Source organism: uncultured Intestinimonas sp., assembly GCF_944387725.1.
Lineage (GTDB): Bacteria > Bacillota > Clostridia > Oscillospirales > Oscillospiraceae > Intestinimonas.
In genome coordinates this window covers 23,169-33,948 of record NZ_CALXGA010000017.1, presented here as the reverse complement: position 1 = coordinate 33,948, position 10,780 = coordinate 23,169, and the positions used below count along the sequence as shown (strand labels likewise).

11 protein-coding genes and 1 pseudogene are annotated in these 10,780 nt (G+C 65.1%); 7 read left to right on the top strand and 5 right to left on the bottom strand.

Translation table 11 applies throughout. The annotated features are described in order from the left end of the window. Positions 1 to 660 (top strand): annotated as a pseudogene (locus Q0K09_RS04355) (collagen-like protein); the annotation flags it as partial. A gap of 289 nt (positions 661 to 949) precedes the next feature. Here the strand turns inward: Q0K09_RS04355 and Q0K09_RS04350 are convergent. After that, a complete protein-coding gene (locus Q0K09_RS04350; RefSeq protein WP_294473435.1) occupies positions 950 to 1,141 on the bottom strand; it encodes a hypothetical protein in 192 nt (63 codons plus the stop codon). Between the two features lie 167 nt (positions 1,142 to 1,308). Between Q0K09_RS04350 and Q0K09_RS04345 the strand changes: the two genes are divergently transcribed. Then, positions 1,309 to 1,659, top strand: a complete 351-nt coding sequence (locus Q0K09_RS04345; RefSeq protein ID WP_294473433.1) for an Asp23/Gls24 family envelope stress response protein — start codon at positions 1,309 to 1,311, stop codon at positions 1,657 to 1,659. A 29-nt stretch (positions 1,660 to 1,688) separates the two neighbouring features. Then, positions 1,689 to 3,338, top strand: coding sequence for a DAK2 domain-containing protein (locus Q0K09_RS04340; protein WP_294473429.1), 1,650 nt, complete (start codon positions 1,689 to 1,691; stop codon positions 3,336 to 3,338). A gap of 93 nt (positions 3,339 to 3,431) precedes the next feature. On the opposite strand, the gene Q0K09_RS04335 is transcribed toward Q0K09_RS04340, so the two are convergent. Together Q0K09_RS04335 and Q0K09_RS04330 are read right to left on the bottom strand one after the other, a co-directional pair. Further along, positions 3,432 to 4,772, bottom strand: coding sequence for a permease prefix domain 1-containing protein (locus tag Q0K09_RS04335; protein ID WP_294473427.1), 1,341 nt, complete (start codon positions 4,770 to 4,772; stop codon positions 3,432 to 3,434). Beyond that, positions 4,762 to 5,100, bottom strand: a complete 339-nt coding sequence (locus tag Q0K09_RS04330) for a PadR family transcriptional regulator (RefSeq protein WP_294473426.1) — start codon at positions 5,098 to 5,100, stop codon at positions 4,762 to 4,764. Before Q0K09_RS04330 ends, Q0K09_RS04335 begins: the two co-directional genes overlap by 11 nt. Positions 5,101 to 5,275: 175 nt before the next feature. Between Q0K09_RS04330 and udk the strand changes: the two genes are divergently transcribed. The 3 genes from udk to Q0K09_RS04315 all read left to right on the top strand — a co-directional run bounded on the left by udk (position 5,276) and on the right by Q0K09_RS04315 (position 8,571). After that, positions 5,276 to 5,893, top strand: coding sequence for a uridine kinase (gene udk, locus Q0K09_RS04325; RefSeq protein ID WP_294473424.1), 618 nt, complete (start codon positions 5,276 to 5,278; stop codon positions 5,891 to 5,893). Positions 5,894 to 5,997: 104 nt separating this feature from the next. Further along, positions 5,998 to 7,401, top strand: coding sequence for an MBOAT family O-acyltransferase (locus Q0K09_RS04320; protein WP_294473422.1), 1,404 nt, complete (start codon positions 5,998 to 6,000; stop codon positions 7,399 to 7,401). A gap of 15 nt (positions 7,402 to 7,416) precedes the next feature. Next, positions 7,417 to 8,571: a DHHW family protein gene (locus Q0K09_RS04315; RefSeq protein ID WP_294473420.1), complete on the top strand. Its 1,155-nt coding sequence runs from the start codon at positions 7,417 to 7,419 to the stop codon at positions 8,569 to 8,571. 45 nt (positions 8,572 to 8,616) lie between these two features. Here Q0K09_RS04315 and Q0K09_RS04310 read toward each other — a convergent pair whose 3' ends face one another. Together Q0K09_RS04310 and Q0K09_RS04305 are read right to left on the bottom strand one after the other, a co-directional pair. Continuing rightward, on the bottom strand, positions 8,617 to 8,910 hold the full coding sequence (locus Q0K09_RS04310) for a GNAT family N-acetyltransferase (protein ID WP_365931425.1): 294 nt from the start codon (positions 8,908 to 8,910) through the stop codon (positions 8,617 to 8,619). Positions 8,911 to 9,172: 262 nt separating this feature from the next. Further along, positions 9,173 to 9,388, bottom strand: a complete 216-nt coding sequence (locus Q0K09_RS04305) for a hypothetical protein (protein ID WP_294473415.1) — start codon at positions 9,386 to 9,388, stop codon at positions 9,173 to 9,175. A 367-nt stretch (positions 9,389 to 9,755) separates the two neighbouring features. On the opposite strand from Q0K09_RS04305, the gene aroF reads away from it, so the two are divergent. After that, complete coding sequence (aroF, locus tag Q0K09_RS04300) at positions 9,756 to 10,769, top strand: 3-deoxy-7-phosphoheptulonate synthase (RefSeq protein ID WP_294473412.1); 1,014 nt, start codon at positions 9,756 to 9,758, stop codon at positions 10,767 to 10,769. Positions 10,770 to 10,780: the final 11 nt, after the last annotated feature.

Below are 10,780 nucleotides of genomic sequence, written 5' to 3'. Positions count from 1 at the left end.
GCCGGCGCTACGGGCCCCGCCGGCGCTACGGGCCCCGCCGGCGCCACGGGTCCAACTGGTCCCCGAGGGCCCGCCGGGTCTACAGGCCCTGCCGGGGCCGCCGCCACCGTCCGGGTGGGGACGGTGGCCACAGGGGAGCCCGGCAGCAGCGCCAGCGTGGTCAACAGCGGCACCGAGCAGAATGCCGTGCTGAACTTCACCATCCCCCAGGGCGCGACCGGAGAGAGCGGCGGAGCGGTGGCGCTCCTGTCGGCCTACTCCACCCCGTCCCAGAGCGGCGCCGGCGGCGCCCCGCTGCTCTTTGACCGCAACGGTCTGAGCTATGGCGCGGCAGTGAGCCACACCTCCGGCAGCGGCAGCTTCACCTTGAACCAGCCCGGCGTCTATGCCGTGGCCTTCCAGGGAAACTTCGCCCCGGGCCGGGGCCTCAGCTTCCCCGCCGCCATCGGAGCGAGCCTGGTGCAGGATGGCGCTCAGGTACCCGGCGCGGCCGCCCTGCACACCTTCCACACCACCGCCGACTCGGCCGCCCTGGCCTTCAGCGCCCCGGTGCAGGTGACCGCCGCTCCCTCCACCCTCCAGGTCCTGGGGAGCGGCAGCGCCTTCCTCTACGCCCTGCTGGGGATCACCGTCTACCGGCTGGGGGATATCCCAAGCTAGAGGGCATGCTTGAACCTCATCAACATACCCAACCGGCGGGGCTATTGACCCCGGACGGCGCAATGCTCCCTTGAAATCCGTCGGGATTCCTGCGGTCCCATTGCTTACCGGCAGTCAAAATCCCTCGCCGCTGAGCACATTGCTACGCTTCAAACAAGCCCTGTGAGCACGGCGGCCCAGACCAAGAAAAACGCCCCCTTCCCTGCCGGCGCGGCCTTGACCGCGCCCGGGGAGAGGGCGTTTTTCTGCCTTGGGAGCTCCGCCGCGCCGGGGGCTCCCGGCCTGCCGCTTACTCGTCCCAGTCGGCGTAATCGTCGAACTCGGAGGGGCAGTGGCAGTGCGCCCGGCGCTCAGCGGCCTTGTCCTTTAGGCCGCTGAGTCCGTCGGAGAGCTTGTCCCAGTAGGCCACCACGCAGCAAATGGCGGCGGCCAGGGCCAGAGACCAACCCACGATCTTCAGTACAAAACGGGCAACCTTCATCCCAGTATGCCTCCTCATCTTTAAAGATACCCCTAGTCTACACGATTTCCGCCCAAATTACAATCACCCGGCGCAATTTTTTCCCTTGTATTTGTGGAGAAAATAGAATACAATAAGGGATACCAAGCTGGCGTATTCTGTCCTGGTCCTGAAAAAGGAGGTTCTATATGAAATTGGAAACCGAGCGGGGCGTCATCACCATCAGCCCCGACGTCTTTACCAGCATCACCGGCGCGGCCGCCACCAACTGCTACGGCGTCAAGGGCATGGCGGTGCGCTCCAAGACCGACGGCCTGGTCCACCTGCTCCGCAGGGAGTCCATGTCCAAGGGGGTCAAGGTCCGCTTCCGGGAGGACGGCGCCGTGGCCATTGAGCTGCACATCATTGTGGACAACGGAGTCAACCTCACCGCCGTCAGCCGCTCCATCATGAGCGAGGTGCGCTACATTGTGGAGCGCTTTACCGGCGTCAAGGTCAGCAGTGTGGATGTCTGCGTGGACTCCATGGTCATCGGCTGACATACCGTCATCAGAAAGGAACGTTGGACATGAGAGGAACCATTGACGGGCCGCTGCTGTCCCGGATGATCGTCCACGCGGCGGCCTCCATCAGCGCCCAAAAGCAGCAGATCAACGAGCTCAACGTCTTCCCGGTCCCCGACGGGGACACCGGCACCAACATGAGCATGACCATCGCCACCGCCTCCGCCGAGCTGCGGAAGAAGCCCCTCACCGGGGTGGGGGCGGCGGCCCAGGCCAACGCCAACGCCCTGCTGCGGGGGGCCCGGGGCAACTCCGGGGTCATCCTGTCCCTGCTCTTCCGGGGCTTTGCCAAGGCCCTCAAGGACAGGGATACCGCCGACGGCGCCGACTTCGCCGCAGCCCTGGACTGCGGTGTGTCCACCGCCTACAAGGCGGTCATGAAGCCCGCCGAGGGTACCATTCTGACCGTCTCCCGGCTGTGCGCCCGCCGGGCCGCCGAGGCCGCCCAGGAGGACCTCTCCGTGGAGTTCGTCCTGGACGAGGCCCTCAAGGAGGGCCACATCGCCCTGGCCGATACCGTCAATCAGAACCCCGTGCTGAAAAAGGCCGGGGTGGTGGATGCCGGGGGCAAGGGCTTTCTGGTGATCCTCCAGGGGATGCTGGACGAGCTCCGGGGGATGCCCATGCCCCAGGGGCCCCAGGAGGAGGACGCGGCCGTTCAGGACCACGCCGACTTCGGCGCCTTCCAGACCGGGGACATCCAATTCGGCTACTGCACCGAATTTATCTGCTCCCGGGACACCCAGAAGGACCCGGAGGCCCTCCGGGGCTTCCTCAGCGCCCTGGGGGACTCCCTGGTGCTGGTGGACGATGACGAGATCATCAAGGTCCACGTCCACACCAACCACCCCGGCAAGGTGCTGGAGGAGGCCCTGACCTACGGCGCCCTTCAGACCGTGAAGATCGAGAACATGCGCAGCCAGCACACCGAGCTTCTGGAGGAGGCCGGCCAGGCGGCCGGTGCGCCCGCCCCCCAAGGGCCGGCCGCACCGGAGAAAAAGTATGGCTTCGTCTCGGTCTGCGCCGGGGAGGGCATCGCCGCCGTCTTCCGGGATTTGGGGGTGGACCGCATCGTCTCCGGGGGCCAGACCATGAACCCCTCCACCCAGGACATCATGGGGGAGATCGACCGGACCCCCGCCGAGATCGTCTATGTCCTGCCCAACAACAAGAACATCATCATGGCTGCGGAGCAGTGCATCCCCCTGGCCCAGGGGAAGACAGTGGTGGTCCTCCCCACCAAGACCATCCCCCAGGGGGTCTCCGCCCTCCTGAGCTTCGACCCAGACGCCTCCCAGGAGGACAACACCCGGGCCATGACCCAGGCCATGGAGCAGGTCCATACCTCCCAGATTACCTACGCCGCCCGGAATTCCGACTTCGACGGCTTCGAGATCCGGGAGGGGGACTACCTGGCCCTCAGCGAGAGCCAGCTCTTCGGCACCGACCGGGACATCTTCGCTCTCCTGGGCCGTCTGGCCAGGGAGGAGCACCAGCAGAAGGCCGAGTTCATCACCCTCTACTACGGCGAGGACGTCACCAGCTCCCAGGCCGAGACCGCCAAGGAGATCTTCACCGCCGCCTGCCCCCACGCCGATATCACCCTTATCGCCGGGGGCCAGCCGGTGTACTACTACCTCATCGCCGCCGAGTAAGCGGAAGAAAACCGCCCCCCTTTTGTGCACAATGGAAAAAGTTCGCCAGCCTGTCGAAAAAGCCGAAAGACTTTTTCGACAGGCTGGCGGTTTTTACGCCCTGGGGCGGTAGGAGATGTGGAGGGTTCCCCGGCCCAGGGGCAGCGCCCACTGGCCCGGCCGGGGCCGGAGCGGAGCCGTCCCGGCGCTGTCCCGAAGGAGGCTGTCCATGCGGAAGACCGAGAGGTGGACCCCCGCCAGGGCGGCGTTTACCGCCAGATAGCCCACCCCGTAGGAGAGGAAGGGCAGGGACAGAGGGGCGAAGGGAGACCAGCCCAGATTGAAGAGCAGATAGAGCCCCGCCTGGAGGACCAGGGGGAGGAGGGCCGAGAGGGCCAGGATCTTCCCCGGGCGGCTCTGGAGCCGGGCTGTCCGCCGGAGCAGGAGTCCGGCGGAGAGGAGCAGCAGCCCCGACGCCGCCGGGAAGACCCACCGGCCCAGCACCCGGGCCAGGAAGGCCAGAAAATAGTCGCAGGCGTTGCTGGAGAAAAAATCCGAAAAGATCCGCCCCTCCCGGAGGGTGAGGTAGAGGAAGCCGGCGCCAAAGGGGTCCCGCTGGGGGTGGAAAAAGACGGCCATCTGTGCCCGAAAGCCCGGATTTTGGAGCAGCAGGAGGACGCCCAGGGCCAGGGCGGGGCCCCAGGCCAGGAGCAGGGCCTTCCCCCGGCCCCCGGAGAACCAGCCCAGGCCCGCCGCCCCCCCCAGGGTCAGCAGCATGGTCCCAGCGGAGACGGCCCAGGCCGTGGTGCTTGGGACAAGGAAAGCGGGCAGGGGCAGGACTGCCGCCAGCAGGCCGCCGAGGAGGACTGCCCCGCCCCCCTGCCCCCGGAGGCGGCAGAGAAGGGCGGCGTAGGGGACGGGCATCAAGAGGGTCAGGTAGGTGCAGACTGGCATGGCATCGTACCAAGGGAGCAGGAGCCAGCCGGCCAGACAGGCGGCCAGCAGCACCCCCAGGGCCGCCGGAGCCGCCCACCGCCGCCGGAGGAGGAGGGTGCAGTCGGAGAACCACAGCCCCGCCAGGACCCCCACGGCCAGCAGCACCCCGAAGCCCTGCCGGCGGAAGTAGGCGTCTGCCTCGCTGTCCTGGAGGAACCGGGCCGCCAGATGCTGGAGGAGGAGCCCCGCCAGCAGGAGGAGCAGCACCCCCAGGGCCAGACCCCAGCGGTTCTGGGGCCGGTGGAGCCGGTCCAAGTCCCGGCCTACCGCCGCCGGGTCCCCCATCTCGGCCACCGCCCGCTCCAGGGCGGGCCCCTCCTCCAGGCCCTGGGTCTGAAATTCGGCGGCCTGATCGGCGATGTGGTCGGAGAGCTCCCGCAGGAGGGGACCCCGGGCCCGCCGCCAGCGGATTTCCGCCCCCGCAGCCTCCAGGTACTCCTGCAATGCCTCACGCGCCACAGGTCACGCCCCCTTCCAGCACCCCCCGCACCCCGGCGGCGTAGGCGTCCCACCGCTCCTTCTGGGCCTGCAGAGCCGCCCGGCCGGAGGCGGTAATGGCGTAGTACCGGCGTATCCGGCCCCCCGCCTCCCCGTCTCGGGAGACCACCCATCCCCGCTGCTCCAGGCCGTGGAGAAGGGGGTAGAGGGTCCCGGCCTTCAAGTCAAAGACGTGGTTGGACCGCTCCCGCAGGGCGGCGATCATCTCATAGCCGTACATCTCCCGCCGGGACAGCAGGGAGAGCAGCAGCATCCCCGTGGCGCCGGGCTGATTCTTTTCTCTTGGCATCTCTGGTCCTCCTTAAATAGATAGATTATCTATCTATTATTATATCGATGTTCTATCTATTGTCAAGGGGCCCCGCCCTTTTTTCCCAAATTTCCCCCAAACCCTTGCGGCGTCCCGGCGGAGCGGGTATAATACTTCCGTCAGAGGTACAAACTGGGAAGGGGCGAAGAGGCACATGGACACCATGATCATCGGCATCGCCGGTGGGACCGGATCCGGAAAGACCACGCTTACCGAGCGGCTCAGGGACGAGTTCCAGGGGGATGCGAGCATCCTTTACCACGACAACTACTACAAATCCCACAGTGACCTCACCTATGAGGAGCGCACCAAGCTCAACTACGACCACCCGGACGCCTTTGAGACGGAGCGGCTCATCGCCGACCTCCAGGCCCTCCGGCGGGGGGAGACGGTGGCGTGCCCCGTCTACGACTATACCATCCACGACCGCGCCCCGGAGACCCTGGAGGTCCGGCCCACCAAGGTCATCCTGTTGGAGGGCATCCTGATCTTTGAGAACCAGGCACTCCGGGATCTGATGGACATCAAGATTTTCGTGGACACCGACGCCGACGTGCGCATCCTCCGGCGGATCATGCGGGACGTGAAGCACCGGGGCCGGAGCCTGGACTCGGTGGTCCAGCAGTATCTCACCACCGTCAAGCCCATGCACGAGCAGTTTGTGGAGCCCTCCAAGCGCTATGCCGACATCGTGGTGCCCGAGGGGGGCCGGAATCTGGTGGCCCTGGACATGATCATCCAGCGCATCCGCAGCCACGTCTTGGGTACATAAAAAACTTTTCGGGGGGCTGGGAACCTTTCCCTGCCTCCCGCCGTCCAAGGGAAAGGGCGGAATGCCCTCCCGCCATTCCTGCCGAAAAAGCCGAGGTGTCGTCTGTGGTCTTCTCCAGTCTGCTGTTCCTCTTCCTCTATCTGCCCCTGGTGCTGGGCATCTACTATGTCACCCCTCTGCGCTGGCGCAACGCCTTCCTGCTGGTGGTGAACCTCATCTTCTACGGGTGGGGGGAGCCCACCTATATCCTCTTGATGATCTTCACCATTGTCCTGGACTACTTCGCCGGGGCCCTGGTGGGCCGATGGAAGGACCAGGGGCGGGACGGCTGGGCCAGGTGGACCGTGGCGGTCTCCCTGGGCCTGAACCTGGCCATTCTCTTCTTCTTCAAGTACTGGGACCTCATCGCCGGCACCCTCCGGGGCCTGGGGCTGGACCTGCTGCCCTCTCTGGGGCTCTCCCTGCCCATCGGCATCTCCTTCTACACCTTCCAGACCATGACCTACCCGGTGGACGTCTACCGGAGGGACGCCCAGGTCCAGCGGAGCCTGGTGAATTTCGGCACCTTCGTGACCCTCTTCCCCCAGCTCATCGCCGGGCCCATCCTGAAGTACAAGGAGCTGGCCGACCAGGTGGACGCACGGAGCTACTCGGTGGAGCAGTTCGCCAACGGCGTCCACATCTTTGTCATCGGCCTGGGAAAGAAGGTCCTGCTGGCCAACAACATCGGGATGCTGTGGGACGCCTACCAGGCCATGCCCGTGGAGGAGCTCACCGTCCTGGGGGCCTGGCTGGGGGTGCTGGCCTTCTCTCTCCAGCTCTACTTCGACTTTTCGGGCTACTCCGACATGGCCGTGGGCCTGGGCCGGATGCTGGGCTTCGAGTTTTTGAAGAACTTCGACTACCCCTATATCTCCCGCTCGGTGACGGAGTTCTGGCGGCGCTGGCACATCTCCCTGGGCTCCTGGTTCCGGGAGTACGTCTATATCCCCATGGGGGGCAACCGGGTCTCCCGGGGGCGGCTGTGCTTCAACCTGCTGGTGGTGTGGGGCCTCACCGGCCTCTGGCACGGGGCCAGCTGGAACTTCCTGCTGTGGGGGCTCTACTTCGGCCTCCTCCTCATTGTGGAAAAGCTCTGGCTGGGGCGGCTGCTGGAGGGCTGGCCCGCCCTCCTGCGGCACGGCTACACCCTCTTTCTGGTACTGGTGAGCTGGGCCATCTTCGCCCTGGAGGATTTTGGTCAGATGGGGGCCTATCTGGCCGCCATGTTCGGCCGGGCTGGGGGCGGCCTGTGGGACCCGGCCTTCGGCTACTACCTGCGCTCCTATCTGGGGGTGCTGGTCATCGGCTGCGTCACCGCCACTCCCCTGTGCGCCGGGCTGTGGCCCCGCATCCCCAAACGGGGACAGGCCGTGATTCTGCCAGCGCTGGTGGTGGCGGGGCTCTTCCTCTCCACCGCCTACCTGGTGGACGCCACCTACAATCCCTTCCTCTATTTCCGCTTCTAAGGGGGGTGCGCTGACATGTCCAAAAAATACGCCGTTTTTCTCTCGGCCCTCTTCTGCGCCTATCTGGGGGGCTTTCTGCTTCTGAACCTCGTGACCCCGGACCGGGAATTCTCCCCCCTGGAGAACCGCTACCTGGCCCAGAGGCCGGAGCTGGACGCCCAGGACTTCCGCCTGGCCTGGCCGGTGCGGGAGAGCGGGGACTTCTTCAACGGGACCTTTATGTCCGACTTCGAGACCTACCTCACCGACCAGTTCGCCGGCCGGGACCTGTGGATTGCCGCCAAGGCCCTCTCCGAGCGGGCCCTGGGCAAAGGGGAGAACAACGGGGTCTACCTCTGCAAGGAGGACACCCTCATCGCCCGGTTTGACCGACCCGACCCTGACCGGGTGGCGGACAATCTGGATTATGTGAACAACTTGGTGGAAAATGTGGAAATCCCCGTGACCTTCTCCCTGATCCCCGGAAAGGTCTCGGTGTGGGCCGACCGCCTGCCGGAGGGGGCCCCCAACGCCAGCGAGGAGGACATCCTGGCCCAGGCCCAGGCGTCCACCGCCGCCCGGTGGGCCGGCCTGGACGCCATCCTCCGCGCCCACGCCGGGGAGGAGATCTACTACCGCCTGGACCACCACTGGACCAGCCTGGGGGCCTACTACGGCTATGCCGCCCTGATGGAGACCATGGGCCTGGAGCCCGTCCCCCTGGAGGCGTACACCAAAACCACCGTCTCGGAGAACTTCAACGGCACCACCTTCTCCACCTCCGGGGTGCGGTGGATGCCCCCGGACCACATCGACATTTACGTCCCCGAGGAGGGAATTACAGTGACGGCCTGGAACGGGACCCAGTCCCAGCCCGGGGCCCTCTACGACTGGAGCCGCCTGGAGGAGAAGGACCAGTACTCCTTCTTCCTGGGTGGCAACAAGCCCCTGGCGGTGGTGGAGCCCCCCCACACCGATGCCCCTAAGCTGCTGGTGATCCGGGACTCCTACGCCGACAGCCTGACCCCCTTCCTGACGGCCAACTTCTCGGAGATCCACCTCTTTGACCCCCGGTACAACAAGACCTCCGTGGCGCAGTACGTCCGGGACAACGACATCGACCAGGTGCTGGTCCTCTACAGCGTGGCCAACTTCGTGAGCGACAGCAACCTCTTTGTCCTGGCCCGATAGCGAAAAACCGCCGAACCGTGCGTTTGTGCGCGGTCCGGCGGTTTTTTATTCTGCATCGGCCTCTTGGGGAAACGCCAGCACCATGTCGTACCACACCGCCCCGCCGTGGACCGAGGCCGAGAGGCCCCGATTTTCAAAGCCGAAGGACTGGTAGAAGGGGATCAGCCCCTCCTTGCAGGTGAGGACCATCCCCCGCCGTCCCTGGGCCCGGGCGTCGGCGGCACGCCGGAGCACCTGCCCGGCCAACCCCCGCCGCCGGCAGTCTGGCTGGGTGGCCAGGCCGAAAATCAGCTGCCAGGGGCCGTCCTCCCGATGCCGGCTAGGGCTTGTTTGAAACATGTCAACATGCCCAACCTGCGGGTCTTTTGCCCCCTGGACGGCGCAAGTTTTCCTTGCAATCCGCCAGGATTCCTGGGTCAAAATTGCTTGCCAGAGGCCCAAAATCCCTCGCTGCCGGACACGTTGCTATTTTTCAAACAAGCCCTAGGGCTTGTTTGAAAAATGTCAACATGCCCAACCGGCGGGTCTTTTGTCCCCTGGACGGCGCAATTTTTCCTTGAAATCCGCCAGGATTCCTGCGAAAAAATTGCTTGCCAGCGGCTCAAAATCCCTCGCTGCTGGACACATCGCCAATTTTCAAACAAGCCCTAGGCTCGGCATAGAGGTCGTCGGTGATCCGGGGCTGAAGGCTCACCATGCCGTTGGCATAGGCCAGGAGCTGCCCGTTCTCCTCCAGCAGCCAGAAATGGCTGGGAAAGACCGCCAGCCGGGCCCGGAGGGCCCCTCCCCGGCGGTCAGAAGCGCCTCCCTTCCCCATGCCCGCGCACGGTGGGTCTGTCAGGATTTCGGTTCAGAGGGCCGTGTTGTGACACATCGGGTGAAAATTGGGACTTGCATTTTCCGCCGAAGAGGTGTAAAATACCTCCAACCTGTTCGGTGAGGTTGTTTTTATGGATACCGTTTGCCTCACAACTGCATCCCGCTTCTTTACCCGCTTTGGCTGGGCCCGATTTACGGGCGCCGGCTTTTTTGGCATGGGCAGAGACGGCGGAATCAGGTGAATGGGCAGGCCCCGGAAGGGGGCCCTTTGCAGCGGCTTACCGCGCGCTCATTGATTTTACCGTCAATGGGCGCGCTTTTTCTATCTTTCCGCGTCCATTGGGGAGAAAAGGAGAGAATTTGTTATGGTAGTTATCATGAAGCCAGGCACCAAGCAGGAGGACATTCAGGCCCTGGCCGACAAGTTCCGGGGCATGGGCCTGGACGTGGGCATCACCAACGGCGTGGGGTGCAGCATCCTGGGACTGGTGGGAGATACCATCAGCCTGGACATCGATAAGATTTCCATGGAGCCCAACGTGGAGCGGGTCATGCGGGTCCAGGAGGCCTACAAGAAGGCCAACCGCAAGTTCCACCCAGAGGACAGCGTGGTCACTGTGGGGGACGTGAAGATCGGCGGGGGAAACTTCGCCGTCATTGCCGGCCCCTGCTCGGTGGAGAGCGAGGCGCAGATCTGTGAAGTGGCCGAGGACGTGAAGGCCTCCGGGGCCAAGCTCCTCCGGGGCGGGGCCTTCAAGCCCCGGACCTCCCCCTACTCCTTCCAGGGCATGGGCGCCCCCGGCCTGGACCTGATGATGGAGGCCCGGGCTAAGACCGGCCTGCCCATCGTCACCGAGATCATGGACCCCCGCATGGCCGACCTCTTCGAGCGGGAGGTGGACGTGGTCCAGGTGGGGGCCCGGAACATGCAGAACTTCGAGCTTTTGAAGGAGGTGGGCAAGATGTCCAAGCCCATCCTCCTCAAGCGGGGCCTATCCAGCACCTACGAGGAGTGGATCATGTCCGCCGAGTACATCATGGCCGAGGGCAATGAGAACGTCATCCTCTGCGAGCGGGGCATCCGCACCTTCGAGACCTTCACCCGGAATACTCTGGACATCTCGGCCATCCCCGCCATCCGGCAGATGAGCCACCTGCCCATTGTGGTGGACCCCTCCCACGCCGCCGGGATGTACTGGATGGTGGAGCCCCTGGCCCTGGCCGCCACCGCCATCGGCTGCGATGGCCTCATCATAGAGGTCCACAACGACCCGCCCCACGCCAAATGCGACGGACAGCAGTCCCTAACACCCGCCAAGTTCGACGCCCTGATGCGGAAGGTCACCAGCCTCCGGCAGTGGCTGACCCAGCAGGGCTGAGGAGGAAACGC

Excerpts from the sequence above, each read along its gene's own strand:
- udk (WP_294473424.1), top strand. The coding sequence starts at position 5,276 with ATGGACACCATGATCATCGGCATCGCCGGTGGGACCGGATCCGGAAAG.
- aroF (WP_294473412.1), top strand. The coding sequence starts at position 9,756 with ATGGTAGTTATCATGAAGCCAGGCACCAAGCAGGAGGACATTCAGGCC.
- Q0K09_RS04350 (WP_294473435.1), bottom strand. The coding sequence starts at position 1,141 with ATGAAGGTTGCCCGTTTTGTACTGAAGATCGTGGGTTGGTCTCTGGCC.
- Q0K09_RS04315 (WP_294473420.1), top strand. The coding sequence starts at position 7,417 with ATGTCCAAAAAATACGCCGTTTTTCTCTCGGCCCTCTTCTGCGCCTAT.
- Q0K09_RS04345 (WP_294473433.1), top strand. The coding sequence starts at position 1,309 with ATGAAATTGGAAACCGAGCGGGGCGTCATCACCATCAGCCCCGACGTC.
- Q0K09_RS04305 (WP_294473415.1), bottom strand. The coding sequence starts at position 9,388 with ATGGGGAAGGGAGGCGCTTCTGACCGCCGGGGAGGGGCCCTCCGGGCC.
- Q0K09_RS04340 (WP_294473429.1), top strand. The coding sequence starts at position 1,689 with ATGAGAGGAACCATTGACGGGCCGCTGCTGTCCCGGATGATCGTCCAC.
- Q0K09_RS04310 (WP_365931425.1), bottom strand. The coding sequence starts at position 8,910 with ATGTTTCAAACAAGCCCTAGCCGGCATCGGGAGGACGGCCCCTGGCAG.
- Q0K09_RS04330 (WP_294473426.1), bottom strand. The coding sequence starts at position 5,100 with ATGCCAAGAGAAAAGAATCAGCCCGGCGCCACGGGGATGCTGCTGCTC.